Annotated in this window: 21 protein-coding genes and 1 pseudogene; 15 read left to right on the top strand and 7 right to left on the bottom strand. The window is 68.6% G+C overall.

Features of this window, described 5'->3' with window-relative positions; genetic code table 11:
* Positions 1-224: 224 nt before the first annotated feature.
* From ABZY11_RS26395 to ABZY11_RS26380, 4 genes are read left to right on the top strand one after another with little or no spacing between them, the layout of a single operon-like run.
* The gene (locus tag ABZY11_RS26395) at positions 225-1022 is read left to right on the top strand and encodes a TnsA-like heteromeric transposase endonuclease subunit (RefSeq protein ID WP_356481514.1); all 798 of its coding nucleotides are present in this window, start codon (positions 225-227) and stop codon (positions 1020-1022) included.
* On the top strand, positions 1019-3289 hold the full coding sequence (locus ABZY11_RS26390; RefSeq protein ID WP_356481513.1) for a transposase: 2271 nt from the start codon (positions 1019-1021) through the stop codon (positions 3287-3289). The genes ABZY11_RS26395 and ABZY11_RS26390 overlap by 4 nt, the downstream gene beginning before the upstream one ends.
* A 1-nt stretch (position 3290) precedes the next feature.
* Complete coding sequence (locus tag ABZY11_RS26385) at positions 3291-4556, top strand: TniB family NTP-binding protein (RefSeq protein ID WP_356481512.1); 1266 nt, start codon at positions 3291-3293, stop codon at positions 4554-4556.
* Complete coding sequence (locus ABZY11_RS26380; protein ID WP_356481511.1) at positions 4549-5805, top strand: TniQ family protein; 1257 nt, start codon at positions 4549-4551, stop codon at positions 5803-5805. Before ABZY11_RS26385 ends, ABZY11_RS26380 begins: the two co-directional genes overlap by 8 nt.
* Here the strand turns inward: ABZY11_RS26380 and ABZY11_RS26375 are convergent.
* Positions 5795-6508 (bottom strand): TIGR02391 family protein, encoded by a 714-nt coding sequence (locus ABZY11_RS26375; RefSeq protein WP_356481510.1) that lies wholly within the window; start codon positions 6506-6508, stop codon positions 5795-5797. The two genes, ABZY11_RS26380 and ABZY11_RS26375, sit on opposite strands and share 11 nt — an antisense overlap.
* Before the next feature lie 312 nt (positions 6509-6820).
* On the bottom strand, positions 6821-7774 hold the full coding sequence (locus ABZY11_RS26370; RefSeq protein WP_356481509.1) for an abortive infection family protein: 954 nt from the start codon (positions 7772-7774) through the stop codon (positions 6821-6823).
* Between the two features lie 130 nt (positions 7775-7904).
* Here ABZY11_RS26370 and ABZY11_RS26365 point away from each other — a divergent pair, with 130 nt between their 5' ends.
* From ABZY11_RS26365 to ABZY11_RS26355, 3 genes are all read left to right on the top strand, one after another.
* The gene (locus ABZY11_RS26365; RefSeq protein ID WP_356481508.1) at positions 7905-9197 is read left to right on the top strand and encodes a TniQ family protein; all 1293 of its coding nucleotides are present in this window, start codon (positions 7905-7907) and stop codon (positions 9195-9197) included.
* 652 nt (positions 9198-9849) lie between these two features.
* Positions 9850-11967, top strand: a complete 2118-nt coding sequence (locus ABZY11_RS26360; RefSeq protein WP_356481507.1) for a hypothetical protein — start codon at positions 9850-9852, stop codon at positions 11965-11967.
* Positions 11964-12443 carry a hypothetical protein gene (locus ABZY11_RS26355; RefSeq protein WP_356481506.1) on the top strand — a complete coding sequence of 160 codons (480 nt, stop codon included), beginning with the start codon at positions 11964-11966 and terminating at the stop codon, positions 12441-12443. The genes ABZY11_RS26360 and ABZY11_RS26355 overlap by 4 nt, the downstream gene beginning before the upstream one ends.
* A gap of 238 nt (positions 12444-12681) precedes the next feature.
* On the opposite strand, the gene ABZY11_RS26350 is transcribed toward ABZY11_RS26355, so the two are convergent.
* On the bottom strand, positions 12682-12888 hold the full coding sequence (locus ABZY11_RS26350; protein WP_356481505.1) for a hypothetical protein: 207 nt from the start codon (positions 12886-12888) through the stop codon (positions 12682-12684).
* Positions 12889-13124: 236 nt separating this feature from the next.
* On the opposite strand from ABZY11_RS26350, the gene ABZY11_RS26345 reads away from it, so the two are divergent.
* The 3 genes from ABZY11_RS26345 to ABZY11_RS26335 all read left to right on the top strand — a co-directional run bounded on the left by ABZY11_RS26345 (position 13125) and on the right by ABZY11_RS26335 (position 14775).
* A complete protein-coding gene (locus tag ABZY11_RS26345) occupies positions 13125-13631 on the top strand; it encodes a helix-turn-helix transcriptional regulator (protein WP_356481504.1) in 507 nt (168 codons plus the stop codon).
* Between the two features lie 27 nt (positions 13632-13658).
* Positions 13659-14294 (top strand): hypothetical protein, encoded by a 636-nt coding sequence (locus ABZY11_RS26340; RefSeq protein ID WP_356481503.1) that lies wholly within the window; start codon positions 13659-13661, stop codon positions 14292-14294.
* A 145-nt stretch (positions 14295-14439) separates the two neighbouring features.
* The gene (locus tag ABZY11_RS26335) at positions 14440-14775 is read left to right on the top strand and encodes a DUF2516 family protein (protein WP_356481502.1); all 336 of its coding nucleotides are present in this window, start codon (positions 14440-14442) and stop codon (positions 14773-14775) included.
* Positions 14776-14797: 22 nt separating this feature from the next.
* Here ABZY11_RS26335 and ABZY11_RS26330 read toward each other — a convergent pair whose 3' ends face one another.
* The 3 genes from ABZY11_RS26330 to ABZY11_RS26320 all read right to left on the bottom strand — a co-directional run bounded on the left by ABZY11_RS26330 (position 14798) and on the right by ABZY11_RS26320 (position 18750).
* Positions 14798-16138, bottom strand: a complete 1341-nt coding sequence (locus tag ABZY11_RS26330) for a fused response regulator/phosphatase (protein ID WP_356481501.1) — start codon at positions 16136-16138, stop codon at positions 14798-14800.
* A gap of 515 nt (positions 16139-16653) precedes the next feature.
* A complete protein-coding gene (locus tag ABZY11_RS26325; RefSeq protein WP_356481500.1) occupies positions 16654-17727 on the bottom strand; it encodes an NlpC/P60 family protein in 1074 nt (357 codons plus the stop codon).
* Positions 17728-17973: 246 nt separating this feature from the next.
* Positions 17974-18750 carry a class I SAM-dependent methyltransferase gene (locus tag ABZY11_RS26320; protein ID WP_356481499.1) on the bottom strand — a complete coding sequence of 259 codons (777 nt, stop codon included), beginning with the start codon at positions 18748-18750 and terminating at the stop codon, positions 17974-17976.
* 205 nt (positions 18751-18955) lie between these two features.
* Here ABZY11_RS26320 and mshA point away from each other — a divergent pair, with 205 nt between their 5' ends.
* The 3 genes and pseudogenes from mshA to ABZY11_RS26305 form a co-directional block, all read left to right on the top strand.
* Entirely contained in the window at positions 18956-20308 is a 1353-nt protein-coding gene (gene mshA / locus ABZY11_RS26315; protein ID WP_356481498.1) for a D-inositol-3-phosphate glycosyltransferase, read from the top strand.
* 14 nt (positions 20309-20322) lie between these two features.
* Positions 20323-20856: a YbjN domain-containing protein gene (locus ABZY11_RS26310; protein WP_356481497.1), complete on the top strand. Its 534-nt coding sequence runs from the start codon at positions 20323-20325 to the stop codon at positions 20854-20856.
* Between the two features lie 142 nt (positions 20857-20998).
* Positions 20999-21340, top strand: a pseudogene (locus ABZY11_RS26305) (hypothetical protein); the annotation flags it as partial.
* A 25-nt stretch (positions 21341-21365) separates the two neighbouring features.
* Here the strand turns inward: ABZY11_RS26305 and ABZY11_RS26300 are convergent.
* A complete protein-coding gene (locus tag ABZY11_RS26300) occupies positions 21366-22376 on the bottom strand; it encodes an aminoglycoside phosphotransferase family protein (protein ID WP_356481496.1) in 1011 nt (336 codons plus the stop codon).
* Positions 22377-22557: 181 nt separating this feature from the next.
* On the opposite strand from ABZY11_RS26300, the gene ABZY11_RS26295 reads away from it, so the two are divergent.
* Both ABZY11_RS26295 and ABZY11_RS26290 read left to right on the top strand, forming a co-directional pair.
* Entirely contained in the window at positions 22558-23352 is a 795-nt protein-coding gene (locus ABZY11_RS26295) for a hypothetical protein (protein WP_356481495.1), read from the top strand.
* 111 nt (positions 23353-23463) lie between these two features.
* Positions 23464-23706, top strand: a 243-nt coding sequence (locus ABZY11_RS26290; protein WP_356481494.1) for a hypothetical protein, incomplete at its 3' end; no start/stop codon positions are given.

Here is a 23706-nt window from a genome sequence, read left to right as displayed (position 1 = left end):
GCGGCCTCACCACCGAAGACTTCGCAGTCCTCGATCAATGGCTGCGGGCCACTTGAGGCTCCCCACGGTGATCCACAGGAATTGACAATTGCTCGTCTTGTTGTCACCAGAACCGGAGATCGCCTACGCCGTACGCCGGGCTCCGCTTCTCTGAAGGGGTGGCGGAGCTTCAGGGATCCGGCGGGGTACATGCCGGGGCGGCCGATGGTGCGGGGTGTAGACCCTTGTGGTCGCATTCGTGCCGGTGGGATGACCTGCTGGTCCCCGTCTCGCTCGGTGCCGGGCGGGATGGGCTCGACCTGGCCGAGGGCTGGACGCGCCGGTGGACGGCGACCTGGCGTCACGCCGGGGGTGAGGTGACCTGTCCGGTGGCCGATCTGGACGCCGCTCCGGTCACCAGGCTGGGGCCGATGCGGGGCTTCACCTGGAGGCGGGACCAGCGTCATCGCCCCGGGCTGGAGTACATGGTCAGTACGGGGCGTCTGCACGGTTTCGAAAGCTTGGAGGAAGCCGGGCTGCTGCTGGCCCTGGACTTCGCCGGCGATGTGACCGAAGTTCTCTCGCAGCCGCTGCGGCTGAAGTTCCGTACGGCTGCCGGTTGGCGCAAGCACACCCCGGACTTCCTCGCGATCAGCCGCCTGGGCATCTGGCTGATCGACGTCCGCCCCGCCGACTTGATCCAGGAGGAGGACCGGGAGTCCTTTGCGGCGACGGCCGAGGCCGCGCTGACCTGCGGCTGGCACTACACGGTGGCAGCGGGGTGGAGGCCACATGTGCTGATGTCGGTGGACGAGATGTCGTCGCGGCGGCGGCCGCTGGCGGACCCGCTGGGTGTTCAGACGGGCCTGTTCGCCGGGGCCGGCGAGGGCTTGACCTTTGGGGACATCGCGGCGGGCAGCACGTTCGAACCGGTCGCGCGGGCTCATCTCCTCCATCTGCTCTGGCACCGCCGTCTTGGTGTCGATCTGAACCAGCCTCTCGCGGACCGCTCGACGGTGGTACTCGGATCGGAGCGTTCATGAGCACTGCTCGCGCACCGGATCTGTCCGTCGGTGCCGGGGTGGTGCTCGACGATGTGGAGTGGACCGTTGAACTGCGTGAACCGCATCTCGGGCGGGTGCAACTGGTGGGGCCGGACGGTTCCCGGCAGCGACTGACCTTCCACTTCCTCGCCAACCACAGGCATTGCCGTGCCTCTTCCTGGACCTCGGCGTCGGGGGCGAGCCGGGGCCGACAGCCAGCGTCGGCAAAGGACTTGGACCCTGGTAAGCGCCGACTGGCCGAGCTACGCGCGGCCCACTTGCTAGAAGTGAAGACGGGGTTCCGCAGTGGGGATCCGCTGCGGCCGGGGCCGGGCGAACCGAAGCCCGAGTACGACCCCGAGGCGACCACGCTGACGCAGCGGCGGATGGCGAAGGTCGCTGAGCTCAAGGCCCTGGCTAGCCAGGAGGCGAGGATGCTCGGCCTCGCCGAGGTGGGCTACCGCACCCTGATCCGCTGGGAGAAGAGCCGCAGCCGCTTCGGGCTGGTCGGCTGCGCGGACGACCGCTGGCTGCGCAAGAGCGGTGGGCATCCGAGTATCAGCGAGGAGGTCCGGGAGGCGATCTTCGCGGTGAGGGCGGAGACCCTGCACCGTTCGCGGGTGGACGGCCGAACTCGGGAGGCCATGGTTCATCAGTACGTACGCGAGACCTTCGGGCCGGACGTTGCGGTCCCCGGCTATCACACGCTGCTGAGGGTCTGGAAGGAGTGGTTCGGCCCAGGTGGGGCCCGCCAGCGCTATGCGCGGTCGGCAGAGCTGCCCACCAAAGCGGGGCACGTGGTGGTCCACCGTCCCGGGCAGGTGGTGGCGCTGGACACCACGGTGCTACCGGTCATGGTCCGTGAGAGCGTGTTCGGCGATCCGGTGAGGGTCCATCTCACCCTCGCCATAGACGTCTACACACACTCGCTCTGCGCGTTCCGGCTCACGCTGGTCTCAGACACCTCGGTGGATGTGGCGATGCTGCTTCGGGACGTGATGCTGCCGCTGCCGATGCGGGCGGACTGGGGCGAGGAGATGGAATGGCCCTATCCCGGACTGCCCGCCGCGGTGGTGGCGGAGTTCGCAGGCCATAAGGTCGCCGGGCTGCCGTTCTTCGCTCCGGAGACAGTGACGACCGACCACGGGTCGGTCTACCGAAATCACCACCTCGTCGACGTCCAGCGTGTGCTCGGATGCAACATCCTTCCCTCCCGTGTCTTGCGTCCCACGGATAAGCAGGTCGTGGAGAGAGCCTTTGGCAGTATCCGGTCCCTGCTGTTCGAGCATCTGCTGGGCTACACCGGAGTGGACGTCGCCGACCGCGGGGCCGACCCGGAGGGCGATGTGACGTGGACCATCGAGGAGATGGAACACCTGATCGCGACCTGGATCGTTCAGGTGTGGCAGCAGCGCCGCCTGGGCCAGCATGCTCCGAGCTGGGACCCGGGAGGGGACCACAGCCCGAACTCGCTATTCGCTGCCTCCTTCGCCCAAGGTGGCTTCGCGATGGAGATCCCCTCACCTGAGCTCTACTACCAGTTGCTGCCCGAGCACTCGGTGACGAGGATCCATGGCCGGCGCGGGGTGAAAGTCCGCGGACTTTGGTACGACGGCCCGGCTTTGGACCCCTACCGTGACCAGAGATCCGCCCGAGGCGGCAAACGTAAGTGGCAGTGGATCATCCACCGGGAACCACGCGACCGCCGCACCGTGTTCTTCCAGGACCCGCTCTCCCACGAGTGGCATCCGCTGAGCTGGACGGGGCTGCCGCCGGAGGGAAAGGTGCCGGCCTTCGGCGATGCCCGAGTGCGAGACCTCTTGCAGCGAGCGGAGAGAGCCGGTCTGAAGCCAAGGGCTGATGACGAACTCCTACCCCTGCTTCTGGATCTGATCGGTTTGCGGACACCGGTCAGCCAGTGGCCCACCCGCCTGAAGAAGTCCCAGCGGACCGAGTGCGCCCGTGATGTCACACAGGCCAAGGCAGCAGCTGCCGACCGGCCCGCCGCCGCACGAAGCGAGGAGAAACCCGCCGTCCGGGCGGCGGGGGACACGGTCGTCCATCTGCACTGGCCGGATCAGGCCCGGCAGGCCGCCGAGAGTCTGGATGCCGAGCGCCGTCGGCGCCGGGAACAGGCCGGGCCGTCCCGGCCCGCACTGCCGCCCCCGCTGGGCGCCAGCTACCGCAAGGGAAACCTGTTCATCCTCCCCGATGAGGACGAGAGCGACACGGCCGAGCCGGTCCCGGTTCCGGAAGGAGAGGACTGAGATGGCAGACGGTCAGAGCGGACTACAGGACGGTGTCGTCCCGTTCCTCCGGTTCGGCCCCTCGCCGAACCGGGTGACCCACGAGGGATACCAGCGGTGGCGGCAGACGCGAGGAACGTTCATCCCGGCCCCGAGACTCTCACTGGACCAGTACCGGGCCATGAGCCCGCGCAAGCGGGGTCTGCACGACCTGCACCGCGCAGCCACCCACGTGAACCTGCGGATGCAGGAGACGCCGATGAGCGCGCAGGTCACCGCACTGATGAGGTCGCGGATCCAGAACAACGCGCTGAAACAGACCCCCGGCACACGAGACGGCCTGATGATCAACGGCGGTGGCTATCAGGGCAAGACGGAGACGGCTTGCGAAACTGCCGCCGAGTTCGAGGACTTCTGGCGCGACCTGCACCATCAACTCAACCCGAACGCGATCCCCGGCACCCGAGACCTGTTCCTGCCGGTGGCCTACTGCCAGACGCCGGTCAAGGCCACTCCGAAGGGACTGTGCGAGGCCATTCTGGACTTCTACGGTGCCCCGCACGCCAAGACCCTGCGCGGGCTGATCCGCAACGTCCGCGAATCCCTGCACGCGCACTGCACCACCGCCCTGCTGATGGACGACATCACACGCTTGAAAATGCACCGCGAGGACGACCAGGACACCCTCGATCTCATCCGCGACCTGATGAGTCTGAACGTCACCCTCATCCTCATCGGCGTCAATATCCCCGGCTCCGGGCTTCTGAGGGAGGGACGCCACGACCCGCGCACCGGGCAGATGGTGATGTCTCCCGCCAAGCGCGGAAAGAGCTACAACGACGAGGCGGCCACCCAGACCGAGCGCCGCTTCGACATGATCAATCTCGATCCGTTCCACTACGACACCCCCCGCGGCATCGCCACCTGGGTCAACCATCTCGCCGGCGTCGAGGATCAGCTGCGGCTCTTCCGCGCCGCGCCGGGCATGCTCATCGACGGCACGATGCCCGAGTACCTGTTCCGCCGCACCGAAGGCATCGTCGGGCTGCTGAAACGGCTCATCGAAGACGGCTGCACCAAGGCCATGGAGAGCGGCCAGGAGAACCTGACCATCAACCTGCTCGACGAGATCCCCATCAACCTCGGCAACATCCCCGGACGGGACGCGGCCTCCGGCGAGATCCCCGTGCTGAAGGACGAGGCGAAAGCCGCACCGTCCAAGCGCCGCAAACGCGGCCGCAACACCGTCTTCGACGACCAGGGCGGCCGCCCCGCAGCCGATGTTTGATGCCTTCGAGAGCGACCTGCGGCCCTTGCCTCGCAGCCTCGACCCGCTGGAGGGCGAATCCCTTCACGGCTACCTCCTCCGGCTCTCACACCGGCTCGGCGCCGCGCCTGTGGAGATCGCGGCCCGTACAGGGCTGGTGTCTGCGGCGGCGCGCATGGGTACGCGCCGCGTTCCCATGGGCCTCCTGCACCACCTGGACGATCAACGACGCGGCGCGTTCGCGAGTACGACGCAGCTCACATCCGACGAAGTCCGGGGGCTGCTGACTGCTCCTCTAGGCAGCCGTTACGGGCCACTGAATTCCCGTCTGTTGGCACGGACCCGGACTTTGGAGGGGATGCTCCACAACAACAGCTGGATCCACACCCGCACGACCCGGTACTGCCCGACTTGTCTTTCAGGCGACGGATCAGAGATCGAAGAACGCCATGGCGGCACTTGGCGGCGAACGTGGCGGCTGCCTCCGGTCTTCGCCTGTCTGCGGCACGAGCGGCTCCTTCTGAACGGATGCCCCCGCTGCGGGCAGGACGTCAACGCCACGCGCGCGGGCGGCCTTATCGCCCGCAGTCATGAAGCAGACCTTCACCCCGCTCAGTGCCGGGCCACCACTCCAGGCACCCGGGCGGTTTGCGGCGCCAGGCTGGCCGGCGTCGGTGTGGATCGCGCCCCGCAAGCACCCACCACCGTCGCCGCTCTGCTGAGACTTCAGTATCACTTCGACAACCTGCTGGCGCCGGACGGTCCGACGTGGGTGGGCAGCTTCGGATGGATGATCCCTGCAGCCCAGTACTTCATCGATCTCCGCGCCCTGAGCGGGCTGATCTTCATGACATGGCCACAGGCACGAGACCTCGCCGAGACGCCGGCCCTCGCCACGTTTGTCGACCGGGAGGCCGAGCGTCGACATGCCGCATTCGCGGAGTCTCGGGCCCCGATCGGCAAACAGCGCCGCGCCTCGCACCACTACAGCGAGCCCTCGGCGGACCCCGTCGTCGCCGGAGCGGTGTTCGGCATTGCCGCACGGCTGCTGTCCGCCCCGGATGAGATCAGTGGCCACGAGGCCATGGCCCCGATCATCGACAAGACCAGGCGAGTGGAGAATGTGGTGGGATACCAGTTCCGCGCCCTCAACGGCTTGTCCCGGCCAGCAAGTGTGGTGCTCCTCGCGGTACGGCAGGACAAGGGCGCGTTCGCGCGCATCGGGCAACGCATCGAAGACCAGGGGTTTCGCCGACTGGTCACGGGTTGACGGTGGCTGTGTCCAGACGTCGGTGGATCATCGACAGGGTGGTAAGCAACTCAAGAAGCTCGTCGTCGGTCACCTGGCGGTGAATGCGCGGGTCATGTGCTGTGGGGTTGCGATACATACTCAGCAGTCCCTTAAGCACGTTTGCGAACCCCCGCTGTTCGTCCAGATCCGTTGTCGAAGACCCAGAGTTGATGGCCACGCGCGGAGTGCCCGTGCTGCCCGGCATGAGCGTGGCGTCGACCAGGCGGGAGCCGTCTCCCTGCTCGCCGGTGAGTTGCCGCAGCCGGGCAGAGACTGACTTGCTTGCCTCAAGGCTGGCGTGAAAGGCATTCTTCGTCAGGATCTCCGCGGTGCAGTAGGCGAGAACCTCCGGATGGGTCGCGCGTCGACGCAGTTCGATCCGTAGTGAGTTGGCGTGCTGAGCAGCCTCGTCGAGGGTTCTCGCCTGAGGCCCGCGCGCCAGGCGACCCTCGTCGTTGACGCGGAAGCCGACGTGGACAAGAACTTCGTTGAGGTCGCCTTGGCGCCTGGCGAAATCACCTGGCTGCTGCGTGTAGGACACCGGTGTCATGACGTTCTTGATGAACACCATGATGTGGTTCGCCATCCTGGTCCGACGTTGTTGGTTGATCAGCGCGACGGTGAGGCGGTCCTTCTTGGAGTATGTCTTCCCCGGGTCACCCTGGATGCCAGTCAGAGTCAAGAAGTGACCGATCTGTGTGTGGGTGAGGCCTCCTTCACCTGTGAGTACTACGGCAAGTGCCGTGACTACCCCCTCATCCCATACGGGGTGCCGCTTCGCCGCTGCTGTCGCTCTCTCTGTCATGTCCAGTGCTCCCAAAACCGCGCATCGCATGTCAAGTCATTGATGATGAGGAACCAGAACCCGACCGGGCATCTGAAGTCGATCGGATATAGCTGGCGTTGTCACTGCAGCAACGGGGGCCTATGACGTGTCATTGCGCCGCTACGGACGTCGGAGTTCCCTGGGAAGGCTCGGCAGTCGAGCAGCGTGCTAGCTGCGGGCGTCATGAGTCTCGTACAGGAAGACGCCGAGTGTCGCGGCACTTCCGACGGCGAGCCGTGCGTGGCGTGGTGTCAGGCGTTGCTGAGCCTGCATCTTGGACTTGCCGTGGCCGGTGCCGTAGGCGTTGCGTAGTTCCGCTGATCCTTGTACGAGCGTCGCGAGATTCATCAGCATCCGCTTGATCGTGTCAGCAGCGCGAGCAGTGGAGTCGATGTCATCTGGCATCAATTGCAGGACTTTGGTGGTTTTACGGACAAGTGTAGGGACATCGTCGTTCTTCCCGTGGGGCTCCTGACGCTCGTCGAGGATCGTCTTGCAGATGCTCTCAATGAACTCCTTTGCGGTGCCGATCGCGAGTTCCGGTTCGGTGTCCACAGCGCCTTCCATCCGCGTCACCTGCTGGGAGATGTACTCGGTATCGATGCGAGCGACCGCCTCGTGGGCGAACGAGATGGCAACCCCGGCACCGCTCCCAGTACGCGTTGGCGCGTACACTGGTCGGCCTGACATCTGCTTGTGCGGCCTCAGCATCCAGCCATCAGGCATGAGCAGGCTGTTCAAGTCTGAAACGATCTTGGCTGCTCGTTCGGTGTCAGACTGCACGACTGGGTGCACCATCTGGGCAAGGAAGCCCAGTAGCACCTCGTCGGGCCCGCTCGCGAGCCGGAAACGTGAGTCGTCGAAGACCCAGTCGTCGTCCCAGTCGTAGTTGTTCACACGATGCTGAATAATGTCGCCGCGTGCCGTTGTGTAGCGCGAATCTGTCGAGGGCAACAACTCCAAGTCATAGAGGCGTGCGAGGAAAGCGGCTTCCTCCATCCGGCCCCACCAGGGTCCGCCTTCAGTCCGTACGTAGTCGAAGATGTCTCGGCGCGTGACTGCTGTAATGCGGCGAGCCTGGTCCGAACGCTCGTTGAACGGATCCTCGTAGGGCTGTTCCATCCCGTAATCATGTACCCGGCGGCACCTCAGGCGCCGCCGGTTTCCGTCCAACCCTGTGTGGGACTCGGGGACTCGGGCTCAGTCACAGCGAAGGCGTGCGCGCCCGCAGCAAGCAGAGCACCATGAAGGCATGCGTTCTCTTCCTCGCGGCCTGGACCCACTGTCGGACGAGACGCTGACCGGCTACATCCTCCGCCTTGCTCATCGACTGGGCACGTCCCCCGGTATGGTCGCCATCCGTACTGGGCTGACCGGTCGCCGCAGGGACAACGTGCTCTTCCGCGTTCCCATCCGCTTTCTTCATGATCTGGGGCCCGAACAGGTCCGGGCCTTCGCCCAATCCACCCGGCTCGCCCCCGAGGAGGTCAGCCGCCTGCTGACCTCCTCGCTCGCCGAGCGATACGGACCGCTGAGCGAGAAGTTCACCCCACGCAAGAGCGCCGCGAGGATGGTCAATGACAACGCCTGGCTGCTGACCCACACCCCTCGTTACTGCCCGCAATGCCTCGTTGGGGACGGGAGCGAGATCCAGCAACTCCATGGTGGATCCTGGCAGCGCTCCTGGCGCCTCCCACCAATCTTTGCCTGTACCAAGCACCGCCGCCTGCTGCGAATCAGTTGCCCCACCTGCCGACAACCCGTCCACACGGTCGAGATGAACAGCATCATCGCCCGTCCCTGGGACGAAGACCTGCACCCCACCCAGTGCCGGACAACCATCGCCCCCCGCACCATCGGGCGCCTCCAACCCGCCTGTGGTGCCCAACTCGCCGAACCCGGCGGCGTGCCCTCCGAAGAGCTCCCCGACGTACAGACGTTGGAGCACCTGCTTGGCCTCCAGCGGCGTCTTCAGGATCTCCTCGACCCCGTCGGCCCCGCGATGACCCCATGCGTTGGCTGGCTGATTCCCGCCGCCGACTACTTCGCCGACCTCAGGGCCCTGCTCGGTCTCGTGTTCCTGTCCTGGCCGGCGGGCCGGTCCTTCGCCGCAACACCAGCCCTCGCGGAAGCCCTCGACCATGACGCTGAGCAACGCCATGTCCGTGCGAGAACCCTCCGAGACAGACCCGGAAAGAAGCACAGCTCTCGCCCCTTCACGGACCCTCCGCTGGACCCGTTGCTTATGGGGGCAGTCCTCGGGATCGCCGAACGTCTCCTTGATGCAGACGACGAAGAGCAGGCCCGAGAGCGCATGCTGCCACTCATCCACCAAGCCAGCGATCTCGACCAAGCCCTGTCGCTATATCTCCGGCGCCAGGCCTGGATGTCGTTCCCGCTACGGGTCGCCATCATGAACCACTTCAACCACATGGCTCCGATGCGCCAGATCATCGCCCGTGGCCCGATTCCCGAGGGAGGCCGGGAGGAGCCGAAGTCGAAGGGCTACTGTCGCGCTCCTCGAAGCCGTCTGCGAGGCGCGTGAGTTCGGAGAACCAGTCGTGCTTCGTCGCCACCACCGACCGGCTGCCCCACTCGGGGGTGGTGTCGGCCCAGGGGGCGTCGCTGTGGTTCTCCATCTCCTCCGCAGGCCGCCAGGGCCGTCGACCAGTCCAAGGCCTCGGATACGAACAGCGCTGCGGGCCACGCCAACTCGTAATTGCTCAAGTCCAGACTGACGGCTCGGCATTACCCATTTCGTCTCCAGCCGGAGTCGGAGTATGCGCACGCGCTCGCGCCCGTCCGTGAGGCGCTCAAGGGCCCGCAAGCCGCTGGCTACAGGGTGTAGCTCACGACATGGCGATGTGTTACTTTCGATGGTGCCGGGGTGGGTTACCCGCATCGGCCGCGCACCGCTCCGGTTATACGGAACTGCACGTTTCAGGCTGCGACCTGCTACGTGAAGGGTGGCTGGCACCCGTCATCGACGGGAGTCCGGGTCCAGATGGCCTGGCTGACCAGCAGCCCGCCTAGTCCCGTGGAATGCCGGTCGGCACGGTACGTACCGGACTGTAGAGCCGGTGATGGATCGTGACGGCGCTCGCTGCCCTTGTGACGGCGCGCAGTGGAGTCCTTGGCATGGTTGCCGGGACAGCGGGCTCTGTCCGCAGCGCGTCGGTCCCTGAAAGGGCATGTCGATGAACATCGACGACTTCGAGAACGACAATCTCCCTCCTCTGCTGCGCCGCCCCAACCCCGTACCCGACCCGGTTCCCGTGGCGCAGTTGCGCGGCGCCCGCAAGGTACTGCTGGACAACCCGGCGAACTCCTTGGACGAGGATGCGTCCAGCGTGGTGTCCGCTGGCGCGGTAGACCCGGTGCGGCTGCGACGGCTGGTTGAGGCGCAGGGCGACATGGCGGACTGCGGTCTCCTGATGGACAAGCCGGTCGTGGGCGGAACTCTGTACACGATTCCGCCGCACCAGCGGTATCTCGACCTGGACGTCTTGCCCGACTTCGTCAACCAGCGGTGGGCGCACAAGGTGCACACCGCAATGGACGTGGAGCCCGCGACGGCGGTACCGGTCACCTACGAGACGCTGGTTGACGAGGAGACCGGAGAGCCGCGCGCCCTCTTCGTAGTGCACCTTGCAGATCGGAAGGCCCTGGCCGCCGCGGTGACCGAGAGCATGCGCATGACGTTCGAGGCCGAGGGCGGGAAGAACGTCTACACCGAGAGCGTGCTGCAGCAGGGCATCAAGGAGCCGCTGACCCTCTTCATGGTGCGCGTCGTGTACGGCGACGGTACCGAGGAGACCTACACCGTCGCCGGCGACGGCAACAGCCGACTGGTGAGCATGTGGTTGGCCCGTACCGGTGGTGACATCGACGCGGCGGCGGCCGCGTGCGTGTCCGCCGTGATCGGGCCGGTGGACCGTCAGGGTCCGCGTCGCGCGGCTGACCAGCGGGCCTCCCGCGCGAAGGTGACGGAGATGGCTGCGCGTGTCCGTCGCGGCCTGGCCGAGCGGACGCTAACCGAGGCGACTCGACGGGAAGGCCACACGCTCACCTTCCCCGCCATGGTGGTGGTCGGAGCCCGCGCGGAGGACGGCTCCCGTCTGCCCGACCTAGTTGCCGCTCGGGACGACCTGGTGGCTAACCTTCACGTGCACGTTACGCCGTGGACCGGCGGCGCCCAGAACACCCAGGGAATGCAGCGCGTCTACCGGCACGCCCTGCGCAACGGCCTGGTCAGTGACGGCTGCTACCAGGTACTGCTCGGCAAGGTGGGGCCGGGCGCCATGCACGAGTCGCTCGGGGTGCCGCCTCACCGTCTGTGGGCGACGGCCGTCCACCAGCACGCGGTACTGGCAGGCCGTCGGGCGGACCAGATGAACCTGCTCATCAAGCAGGAGTTCGGCATGGGCAAGGCTGATCGCCAGCGCGTGAGCGAGCACCTGGCACCTATGGCGCTGTCGTCCTACCGCAGCTCTGAGCGGATCGACGCAGCGGCCCGCGCCTTTGGCAACGGCGGCACGATCACCGACACGGTGTGGAAGCAGCCGTGGGAGCTGACCACCGGCAGCGACGCACTGAAGGTCCTCGACGAGATCCTGGAGCGTGCCGAGAAGGGCGAGGCCGCCGCCCGCGCCGAGCTGATCGTGCTTGGGGGCACGGCGGCAATCCTTGACGGGTACATCACCCGTGACCGAGGCTCCAAGCTCGGCATCACCCGGGATGGTGCCACCGCCCCGCTGCGCTTCACCCCGAACAACCTGCTGACGCTGCTCGCTTCGACTGGCGGTGGACGGCGGATGCTCCACTCGATCGCCTACGCGCACGTCGCGGCGGACCCGGGCATCCTTCCCAAGCAGTACCACACCGTCGACCGCGAGATCGATGGCGTGATCGTGCGCGACGGGGAGGCGATCCACGACAAGGCCGGCGCAATGGTCACCATCGACTACGAGTGGGACCTGGTGCACGCCGCCAATCCCGTCGAAGCCGAAGCCGCCATCATCGAGAACCGCAAGAAGCTGCGCAACAACAGTGGCAAGGGCGGCACCACCACCCCCGAAGACGTACGCCAGCGGCGGATCCTGGAGGAGTCCATCAACAACGCCCGCAAGGCCGCGACCACGCTCGCGAAGATGACCCAGACCCACGCCCGCGGCCGCGAGGTCTTCGGCAGCCCCGACGGCGTGGATGTGCTGCGGCAGCAGCTGAAGAACGTCGACGACATTCTCAGCCACTACGGTCCGGCCCGAACCACTCTGCTCGACCTGGACGACGAAGGCGACGGTGGTGACGCATGAGCCCCACCGTGCCGATCCCTCGGAAGATCGTGCGCCAGCTCGCCACCGTCACCCGAGCACTGGCGCCGCTCATCGACACCACTGCTGTGTCCGCCCACGGCGGCCTTCGGGCCAACCTCACATGCCGGGCTAGCGTTGACGTGGCCCGGCACAGCATCACAGCAACGAGTGCCGTATACGTCGCCTGGGACATCCGGTGCTGCTGTCGCTACGTCGGCAGCGTGTGCCGCCAGGGGTCGACTGCCGTCGGCGACCGGCTCGCCGAACACCATCAGCACCGGACCGAAGGCCCCGCCCGACGCTCCGGGTGGGTCCTGCTGACCGTTTTGCCCATGCGCACGGACGCATCTCCGCAGATTGTCCAGGCCGCCGAAGGGTGGGCAGCCCGGCTCCTCGCCCCGCAGGACGGAAGTGCCCACCCGCGCATCGACCTGGCGCTGCCGCCAGCGGCGCTCGCCGCATCCATAAGGGGATAGCGTCCCCTGCCCTGCCTTCGTGGTCGACGGCCTCGGAGGCGGGGCAGGAATGGTCGGGTCCCGCATCGGAACGTCCGGGACCCGACCATTGCCGATCCACCAGGGTCAGCGCCGACTGGTCGGCCATGCAGTAGGCGCTAGGTGTATTGCCATCCCTGGTGATGGAACTGATACGCCCGACCCACGAGTTTGGTGTCAGGGGTGACCAGAGGATGCGGATCTCGACACCGTGGAAGGTTTAGGTGAGGTCCGCTAGTGGCGTGAAGACCGCCGCCTGCGCGTTTTCAAGGGCCGCGTCAGTGGGCATCGCGACCTTGCCGCATCCGCCCCCCGAGTCGTCGGCGATGAACGTGTAGGGCCACACGTCCTGCCCCGACAGCAGGATGATCTTCCGCGGTATACCGAAGGGAGGCCGCTTCTCCTTCGTCCTGTGTCGTCTAGCCATGGCGCCATCCAACCTGGCGGACCGCGAGGTCCGAAGTCCAGTATGCCCAGAGTGGTATTCACCCGGCGGATCCCGCCAGAGCTAGCGCGCCAGAGTCCGCCAAACCGGCCCGGTGACAGTTGTCCTACTCAGGTGACAACTAACGTGCTCAGGCACACGGGGCCATGCGAGTGGTCTAGCGCACTTTTGCAAGCGGCTGCTTGCAAAAGTTAGCAAGGTTGGCGCACTATCGGGACATGGCATCACTCAACGTCGGCAATCTCGGTGAGTACCTGCGCGAGCAGCGGCGCAACGCGCAGCTGTCGCTGCGGCAGCTCGCCGATGCCGCCGGGGTGTCCAATCCCTACCTCAGCCAGATCGAGCGCGGGCTGCGCAAGCCGAGCGCCGAGGTGTTGCAGCAGGTCGCCAAGGCGCTGCGGATCTCCGCCGAGACCCTTTACGTACGGGCCGGGATTCTGGACGAGCGGGAGCGGGAGGAGCTGGAGACGCGGGCGGTGATTCTGGCCGATCCGTCGATAAACGAGCGGCAGAAGAGTGTCCTGCTGCAGATCTACGACTCCTTCCGCAGGGAGAACGGGTTCGAGCCCGGACCGGAATCCGGCGTCGCGGCCGGATCTGAGACCGGCGACGAGCCAGGGGCGGACACCGGTGCGGACACCGGTGCGGACGGCAGCGGTGCCGATACGCCTTCACCGCCCTCGAAGCCTTCGAAGCCCTCAACGCCTGAGAAACCCTCACACTGAGCCTGATGATCCGGGAGGACCACACTCATGGCCATCACCGATGACCTGCGCAAGACCCTCACCGACCCGACCCCCCTCTACTTCGCCGCCGGTACGGCCGATCTCGCCGTCGAGCAGGCGCGCAAGGTCCCGGCACTGATCGAGCAGCTGCGTGCCGAGGCGCCGGAGCGTATCGAGGCCGTGCGCAACACCGACCCCAAGGCCGTGCAGGAGAAGGTGACCTCGCAGGCCAAGGAGGCGCAGGCCACCGTGCAGGCCAAGGTCACCGAGGTGATCGGCTCGTTCGACAGCGACCTGCGGAAGCTGGGCGAGAGCGCGCAGGACCTGGCGCTGCGGAGTCTGGGCGTGGCCGCGGAGTACGCGGTGCGGGCCCGGGAGACGTACGAGAAGGTCGCCGAGCGTGGCGAGCAGACCGTGAAGAACTGGCGTGGCGAGACGGCCGACGAGATCGTCGAGATCGCCGTCGTCGTCGAGCCGCGCAAGGAGTCCAAGCCGACGGGCACCGCGAAGGCCGCACCCGCGCCCAAGCCCGCACCCAAGCCCGCGCCGAGGCCCACCCCGAAGGCCGTCAAGCCGGAGAGCAGGACCCAGGCCGGGCCCGCGAAGAAGGCGCCCGCGCGCAAGCCCGCCGCGAGGAAGACCACTCCGCCGAGCGCGAAGTAGGAACCCGGCGCCACGGCACCCCCGGCGGTGCTGTGGCGCCGAAGTGTGTAGCGGGGCGTGGGCCGGGCACCTTCCAGAGTGCCCGGCCCGTTGTCCCGGTACCTTGGCCGCGAGGCGCTCATCCACTTATTAGGCGGTGCACACCATGTTGCTCACAGGATTCAGCACACTCGTCTGGCTGCTCTACATGGTCATGCTCGTGCTGGCCGTGGTCGCACTGATCATGGCCGCGATGGCCCGTGAGGACGCCTACCGGGCCGCGGACAAGCAGAAGAAGTCCTTCTGGCTGCTCATCCTCGGCATCACCGTCGCCGTGAACCTCTTCGTGCCGATGCTGTTCCTGCAGCTCGCGGGCGCGGTCGCGTCCATCGTCTTCCTGGTGGACGTGCGGCCCGCGCTGCGGGCGGTCTCGGGCGGCGGCGGCCGGCGCGGCGGCTCCAGCAGCGACGGGCCGTACGGGCCCTACAACGGCGGGCGCTGAGCGTTCGCCGGGTTCGCGGCGCTCACGGGGCCGTGGATGGTGCCGATCCGGGGCGGGGGCGCGGGATGCTCCGGCCCCGGTCGCCGTCGGGGAGCCGGCGGCGGACGTGTTCCTGGTCGCGGTCGAGCAGGAGGACCGCGACGTCGTCGGTCAGCTCGCCGCCGTTCAGCTCCCGCACCTGGGTGACCGCGGCCTCCAGCAGATCCTCGCCGGTGAGCCCCTCCGCCAGCTGCCGGTTGATCATCTCGACCATGCCGTCCTGGCCCAGCCGCTGAGTACCGGCCTGGCCCACGCGCCCCTCGATCAGCCCGTCCGTGTACATCATCAGGCTCCAGGTGCCGCCGAGATCCACCTGTCGGCGCGGCCAGCGAGCGCGCGGCAGCAGGCCCAGGGCCGGGCCGCCGTCCTCGTACGGGAGAAGGTGTGCGGCCTGACCTCGCCGGGCGATCAGCGGGGCGGGGTGGCCCGCCAGGCAGAGTCCCGCGCGCCGGCCGTCGGGGGCGATGTCCACGGTGCAGAGCGTCGCGAAGATCTCCTCGCTCTCCCGCTCGTGCTCCAGGACCTGCTGGAGGGTGGAGAGCAGTTCGTCGCCGCAGAGCCCGGCCAGCGTCAACGCCCGCCACGCTATGCGCAGTTCCACGCCGAGAGCCGCCTCGTCGGGGCCGTGCCCGCAGACGTCGCCGATCATTGCGTGGATGGTGCCGTCGGGCGTACGGACCGTGTCGTAGAAGTCCCCGCCGAGCAGCGCGCGGCTGCGGCCGGGGCGGTAGCGGGCCGCGAAGCGCAGATCGGAGCCGTCGAGCAGCGGAGTGGGGAGCAGGCCGCGTTCGAGGCGGGCGTTCTCCTGGGCGCGCAGCGTGGACTCGGTGAGCTGGTGCTGGGCGACGTCGGCGCGCTTGCGCTCGACGGCGTACCGGATGGCGCGGCTGAGCAGCCGGCCGTCGAGTTCGTCGCGGAAGAGGTAGTCCTGGGCGCCGACCCGTACCGCCTCGGCGGCCAGCTCGGTGTCGTCCTCCGCCGTGAGGGCGAGGACGGCGTGGCGCGGGGCGACCCGCAGGACGTGCTTGAGGGTGGCGAGCCGGTCGGTTCCCTCCGCGTCCCCGGCCCCGGAGGCACGGGTCTCGCTGCAGGCGGGCAGGGCCAGGTCCAGCAGGATGCAGTCGACGTCGTCCGTGAGGAGCCGGCCCGCCTCGGTCAGGTTGCGGGCGGTGCGGATACGCACCCTCGTGCCGGCCGCGGCCGGGAGCTCGGGGACGGTGAAGGTGCCCGCCGGGTCGTCCTCGATCACCAGGAGGGTGAGGTCGGCGCCGTGGGAGGCCTCCGCAGCGGCGTCGGCGCGTTGCTGCGGTACGGGTACGGGCATCGGTTCGGGTTTCCTTCCCTCCCCCCGAGGGCGCGGCGGAACGACGATCGACGATCCGCCAGACGGGGACGATAGCGGGCCGCGGCGGGGGAACGGAATGGCGTTCCGCGATCGGCCTCCGGCATATGTGCAGCCATAAGCCGCGTCAGGTCACGGATCCGGCGAGATGTGCCGGGGTGGGCGCGGGGGTACGGGCATGACAAAGGTCACGCGGTGCGGTGGGGGTGGGTGGTGCAGGTCACTCCCGTGGGAGTGCGGGGGTGCGCCGCTGGGGTGCGGGGTGCTTTGTGGGGGTGCCGGGGTGTGCGGCGAGGTGCCCGGGGGCGTCCGGCGGCGTGCCCCGGGGCGTCCGGGGACGCTTTGTCCTCAACCGCCGGACGGGCTTGATTCTGCCGGGCCCGCTTGTTCGGCGGGGCCGGTTCGGTTGACCGGACGAGCTTGGTTCGCCGGGCCCGCTCGATCGGGCGGACAGGCTTTGTCATTTGCCGCGCCCGCTCGATTCGTCGGGGCCGTCGTTACTTGTCCGGGCGTACGACGCCGAGTATCTGCATCGAGCCCGCGCCCGCCAGTGTGACGTTGCGGCCGGGGCGGGGGGCGTGGACGATTGCGCCGTCGCCGATGTACATGCCCACGTGACTGGCGTCACCGTGGTAGATGATCAGGTCGCCGGGGCGCATGTCCTTGATGGCGATGCGCGGCAGCAGCCGCCACTGCTCCTGCGAAGTGCGGGGGATCGGCCGGCCCGCCGACAGCCAGGCCTGTGACGTGAGCCCCGAGCAGTCGTACGACTTGGGGCCCTCGGCGCCCCAGACGTACGGCTTGCCGATCTGCGCGGTCGCGAAGGCCACGGCCTTCTTGCCGCTCGCGCTCGCCTCGCGGTTGATGTCCTTCAGGGCGCCGGAGCTGAGCCAGGCGGTCTGCAGCTTGTACTCGGCCTCCTGCTCCAGCTTGAGCAGGCGGGCCCGCTCCTCCTTCTTCAGCCGCGACTCCAGCTTCTTCGCCGCGGTGATCTGCGCGTTGATCTTCTTCTTGGCCTTGGCCTGCTTGATCCGGTTGGCTTCGAGCTTCTTCCAGTTGGTGCTCGCGTCCTTGGTGTACGTCTCCAAGTCCTCCTGGGTCCTGGTCAGTTCGCCGAGCACGCCCTGGGCGGCCTGCTGGCCCTCCCTGATCCGGTTCACCCCGTCCAGGAACAGCTGGGGGTCGTCGCTGAGCATCAGCTGGGCGCCGGGCGGCAGCCCGCCGGTGCGGTACTGCTCGCGGGCCTGGGCGCCCGCCTGGCTCTTGAGCTCGGCGATCTTCGACTGGCCCACGACTATGGCGCGGGCCAGCTTCACGATCTCGCCGGACTGCTTCTCGGCCTTCTCCTCGGCGAGGTTGTACGCGTCGGTGGCGGCCCCGGCCTTGCGGTAGAGGGCGTCGATCTCCTTGCGTACCTCTTCGAGGCTCTTCTTCGGCGCCCCGGACCCGGAGGGCCGCTCGTCGGAGGGGGACGGGGGCGCGGGCGTGGCGAAGGCCTGGACCGGCGTGATGAGTACGGACAGCGCGCAGACCAGAGTGATCGCGGCTGAGGCGCAGTGGCGTCGGTTCACGAGATTCCCCCCGAATGAATCTGATTTACCGTCAGTAACTTTCCGCCGATGTCGAGATCGTGCCATGCCGTACCGAAAAGCAACAGAGGCACACGGCCGCTGTCCTGACGGTCACACGGATCGACCGGAGCCCTCGGGGAAGCGATCCCCCCTTCGGCTCCCCTTGTCTGGACGAACGATGCCCCGTCCCCGTTCCCGTCCGCCTCCCCGACACGGCCTCGCCGGCCCCGTTCGGCGCGAGTCGGGCTACGGGTTGGGCTGGAGGGCGGTCCATTTCACCGTGACTTCGCCCTGGCGCCACCGCCGTACCCCGTCGGCCAGCGGCCAGTCGCCCGACAGCGACCGCACCGCCGTGATCCAGCGCTGCCGGGCGCCGAGCGAGGCGTACGGGGCCGCCGCGGCCCACGCCCGGTCGAAGTCCCGCAGGAACGCGTGGACGGGTTCGCCCGGCACATTGCGGTGGATCAGCGCCTTGGGCAGGCGTTCCGCGAGGTCGGAGGGGCGGTCCAGGGAGGCGAGCCGGGTCGCGAACGTGACCGTGCGCGGGCCTTCCGGGCCGAGCGCCACCCATACGTGCCGGCGCCCGATCTCGTCGCAGGTGCCCTCCACCAGGAGCCCGCCCGGCGCGAGGCGGGCGCACAGCCGCTGCCAGACCGCGGCGACCTCGCCCTCGTCGTACTGGCGCAGCACGTTCGCCGCCCGGATGAGGTCGGGGCGCTCGGGGAGCGGGATCTCGAACCCGCCGTGCAGGAAGGTCAAGCCCTCGCGCTCGTACGGCTTCGCCGCCGCGACCCGTTCCGGGTCGATCTCGATGCCGACCACGGCCGTGCGCGGCTCGGCGGTGCGCAGCCGGTGCAGCAGTTCGACGGCGGTCCAGGGCGCGGCGCCGTACCCGAGGTCGACGGCGACGGGGTGGTCGGCGCGGCGCAGGGCCGGGCCGTGGGTGGCGGCGATCCAGCGGTCCATGCGGCGGAGCCGGTTCGGGTTGGTGGTCCCGCGGGTCGCGGTGCCGATGGGGCGCATGACAGCGAGCGTAACGATCTCGCGGCGGCCGGCCGGCGGCGCGGGGGGCCGGTCCGGTGGGCGGACCGGGCCCGGCCGGCGTGCGGCGCACGCACCGTAATGATTTGGTAAAGCGGAAATGAAAGGAGAGATTCCGCTGTTGCAGCCGTTCGCAGGGGCTCGGGTCCCTTCGGTGTCATGCCCTGAGTGAGGAGGACCGGACGACGTGAGTCAGTACGTCTCCCGGCTCGGCAGCAGCCGGGTCGCGCCGCGCCTCAGGTTCCCCGCCGCGTTCCCCGGCGGCCACCGCAAACCCCGCCGCATCGCGATGCTCTCCGTGCACACCTCGCCCCTGCACCAGCCGGGCACGGGCGACGCGGGCGGCATGAACGTCTACATCGTGGAGCTGGCCAGGCGCCTCGCCGCGATCAACATCGAGGTCGAGATCTTCACCCGGTCCACCACCGGCGGGCTGCCCCCGGCGGTCGAGCTGGCGCCCGGCGTCCTGGTCCGGCACGTCGACGCGGGGCCGTACGAGGGACTGGCCAAGGAGGAGCTGCCCGCCCAGCTCTGCGCCTTCACGCACGGCGTGATGCAGGCGTGGGCCGGCCAGCGCCCCGGCTACTACGACCTCGTCCACTCCCACTACTGGCTCTCCGGCCATGTCGGCTGGCTCGCCGCCCAGCGCTGGGGCGTCCCGCTCGTCCACGCCATGCACACCATGGCGAAGGTCAAGAACGCGGCGCTCGCGGAGGGCGACACCCCCGAGCCGGCGGCCCGTGTCATCGGCGAGACCCAGATCGTCAGCGCGGCCAACCGGCTGATCGCCAACACCACCGAGGAGGCGGACGAGCTCGTCCGCTTCTACGAGGCCGATCCCGGGTCCGTCGCCGTCGTCCACCCCGGGGTCAACCTGGACCGCTTCAGCCCCGCCGACGGGCGGGCCGCGGCACGGGCGCGCCTCGGACTGCCGAAGGACGCCCTGATTCCGCTCTTCGCGGGCCGCATCCAGCCGCTGAAGGCCCCGGACGTGCTGCTGCGGGCGGTCGCCGTCCTGCTGGACCGCGATCCCACGCTGCGCTCCCGGATCGTCGTACCGGTCGTCGGCGGCCCGAGCGGCAGTGGGCTCGCCAAGCCGGAGGGGCTGCAGAAGCTGGCGGCGCGGCTGGGCATCGCCGATGTCGTACGGTTCCAGCCGCCGGTCGGGCAGGAGCAGCTCGCCGACTGGTTCCGGGCCGCTTCCGTGCTGGTCATGCCCTCGCACAGCGAGTCCTTCGGCCTGGTCGCCATCGAGGCGCAGGCGGCGGGCACGCCCGTCGTCGCGGCGGCCGTGGGTGGTCTCCCGGTGGCGGTGCGGGACGGGGTCAGCGGCTTCCTGATACCCGGGCACGACCCGCAGGCGTACGCACAGGCGCTGGCCCGGTTCGCCGACGCGCCGGAACTGGTCGCCCGGATGGGTGCGGCGGCCGCCGCGCATGCCCAGGGCTTCGGCTGGGACACCGCGGCGTCCGCGACCGCAGACGTGTACACGGCCGCGATGCACGAACACCGCCGTCGCGTACGCTCGCTCCACGCCTGACGTACGCTCGTTCCATGGCTGACGTACCCGACGGAGCGGCACCGACCGAAGCGGCGACGACGCGGGTCGCGCAGGTCATCGAGGCGACCCTGAAGGACGCCGGGCTCGAATGGGAGAGCCCCGGGCCGGGCGACTACGTGGTCGGGCTCCCCGGCACCCGCAAGCTGTCCACCACCTGCTTGCTGCGCGTCGGCAAGCACTCGCTCTCCCTCAACGCCTTCGTCGTCCGCCACCCGGACGAGAACGACGCAGCGGTCCACCGCTGGCTGCTGGAGCGCAACCTCCGCCTCTTCGGGGTGAGTTACGCGATCGACCGGCTCGGCGACATCTATCTCGTCGGCAGGCTGCCGCTCTCCGTGGTCACCCCGCAGGAGCTGGACCGGCTGCTCGGCACGGTGCTCGAAGCGGCCGACGGGTCCTTCAACACCTTGCTGGAGCTGGGTTTCGCGAGCGCGATCCGCAAGGAGTACGAGTGGCGGGTGTCGCGCGGCGAGTCCACACGGAACCTCGACGCGTTCACACACCTGACCCAGCGCCCGGCCGGATGACCCATGGGTCGAGGCTCGACCGACCGGCTCAACTGACCTACCCCGCCTGACGATTCCCCGGTGCACGCCCCTTTCGGCGCGCCGGGGCGCCGCGGCATGCTCGCCGCCGACGCAGGTATGAACGTCGTTCGCATGGATGAAGACGTTCGACTCGCACCGGGGCATGCCGTTCGCCAACGTCCGCACCGACATCACGGTCGAGAACAACGGGCGGCACGGCGGCGATGCGAGCGCCGGGCCGCTCTTCGGCGCCCGCTTCACGTACTGGAACATCCGGGTCACCAACGGCCGGGCAGGCCTGATGCGGAGTGACGGGCTCGCCCCGTACAGCGCGACAGCCGGCGTCAGCGAGGTGACGGAGTTCGACCAGATCGACGTCCCCGACTTCACCGGCGATCTGCACACCCGGCTGGAGGCGTACGGCACACCGGAGGCGGTGTGGCCGGCCAATCTGTACGACGCCCAGCGGGCCCTGGCCGGCTGAGACCGACGGGAGGCGGGCGCCGCGCTCAGTCGCTGGTCCGCAGCGCCGACTCCACGTCCGCCAGGGCCGATTCGAGCTGCGGGGCGACCTGCGTCCACGCCCAGTCCAGCTCCTCCTGGGGAGCGCGGCGCGGGATGGTCTCCACCAGCATGATCAGGTAGAGGTAGCAGCGGTAGAGCGCGAGCCTCAGCCGCACGGACGCGTCGAACACCACCGGCTGCCCGCTGCCGTCCGCGTATCCGGCGAGGAAGTCCTCGTCCTCCTCCATGTTCCCGAACAGGGCGAGCGATACGAAGTCGGCGACCGGGTCGCCCCAGAACATCCGCTCGCCGTCGACGATCCCGCCGATGGTCCGCGCACCGGGCCCGCCGTCGACGAGCAGGTTGCCCTGCCACAGGTCGAAGTGGACCAGGGCGGGTCGCGCGACATCGTCGAGCACGGGCGACGCGGCGGCGAGCAGGGTACGGACTTCCGCCGTCGGGCGCGGCAGCCGGGCCCGGTAGGTGCCCGCGTCGGCGAGGACGGCGTCGGTCATCGCGGTGAACGCCTGCCGCCAGGACGGGGCCAACGGGCCCACCGCCAGGGAGGGGTAGCCGAAGCCGACGGGGTTGGTGACGGCGTGCAGCCGGGCGACGATCCGCCCCAGGTCGTTGCGGAGCCGGCGCCCTTCCGCAGCAGACAGCGAGCCGGGAGCGAACTCGCTCCAGGGCCGGCCCGGACAGGCCGACATGATCACGTACGGGCCGGTCGGCGCGGCCGGGTCGAGCTCGCTGTGCAGGACGCGGGGGACCGGAGCCGAACCGCCCGCGGCGGTGCAGAACATGGCCTCGTTGACCAGCAGATCGCGTTCGTAACCCATCAGGGTTCCGGGGGTCTCGGGCGGCGGTATCTTCACCACCCAGTCGCTGCCGTCCGTGAGCGTCACCCGGGCGACCGTGTTGAACGTGCCTCCGGTGAGCGGGGCGCATGCGGCGATCCGGTCCTCCGTCAGTCCAACGGAGCGGAGAACGGCCGAGGTTGTTAAGTCAGCCTGCATGGGGTGATTGCACCTCTGTGTCTCGTTCTGATGTGGATCGCGACGGCGGACAGCGCATTCACAGGATGATCACGACGCCGTCACGATCACATCCCGTGCCCGACTTGATTGATCATCAAACCATTTTTCGCTCATAGAGTGAGCAAAACCGAACACCCTGCTCATAGAGACGGACCGGACCATGCGTTCCACCGCCATACGCCGTACCGCTGTTGCCGCCACCGCGGTGTCCCTGGCCCTGCTCGCCACCGCGTGCGGCGGCGGCTCGGACTCCGGTTCCTCCGACAAGGGGGCGGACGCCAAGGGCAAGGAGTCCGCGGCCGCCGCACCCGCGGCCAAGGCGCTGAGCGCCGCCGAGCTGGAGAAAGCCGCGCTGGCCCAGGGCGACGTCAAGGGGCACAAGATCTCCAAGGCCGCGGCCAAGGACACGATCTCCGTCGATGACATCAAGGTCGAGAAGAAGGTCTGCGCCCCGTTGGCGGACGCGCTGATGGGCGCGCAGGTCGGCGAGCCGGGCGCGTTCACCAAGCGCACGGTCGTCAGCGAGCCGAAGAAGGGCGACCTGGCGAAGCAGGACAGCGGGGACGTCGAGGAGGCGTTCAAGGCGGCGTTCGACATCACGACGACGCAGCTGGCCCTCGGTTCGTACGACGGCAAGGGCGCTCAGGAGTCGGTCGCCTCGCTGCGCACCGCGGCCACCGAGTGCGCCGGCGGCTTCGAGTTCACGGCGGCCGGTGAGAAGCAGAAGGTCACCAAGATCACCGAGGAGCAGGTCAAGGGCGGCGAGGAGGCGGTTGCCTGGACCGTGCAGCTGGAACAGGGCGGGGAGAAGGCGGAGCTCAAGCTCGTGGCCATGCGCCAGGGCGCCTCGTTCGCCTCGTTCTCTTCGATGAACATGGCCATGCTCGCCGGTGAAGTCGAGGACTTCGAGCTGCCGACCGCGGTGGTCGAGGCTCAGGCCGCGAAGCTGGCGTAGGGGCACGGGGCAGACGAGTACGTGGTGCCCCACGCGTAAGTATTCGTACTCATGATCGATGTTTCGCGCTCCGTGCAGGCTGGGGGTATCAGCCAGTACGGAGGAGCGATCATGTACGGGATCAGCCGAATCGGCCGGGCGGCGTCCGCGAGGGGCGGGCGCCGCGCGAGCCGTTGTGCAGCGGTGCTCGCCCTGGCCTCCGCGACCGTGGCGGTGCTGGCCACGGGATGCTCGATGGAGGACGCGATCTGTGGCGGCGGCGAGTACCCCGTCATGACGATCGGGGCCACCGGATCGGCCTGTGTGCCCGACGACGAGGACCCGCCGAAGGGGTACGTCCGGTACCCGGAGGGC

Source organism: Streptomyces sp. NPDC006510 (genome assembly GCF_040611955.1).
In the GTDB taxonomy this organism is placed as follows: domain Bacteria; phylum Actinomycetota; class Actinomycetes; order Streptomycetales; family Streptomycetaceae; genus Streptomyces.
This window is presented reverse-complemented; position numbering and strand designations above follow the sequence as displayed.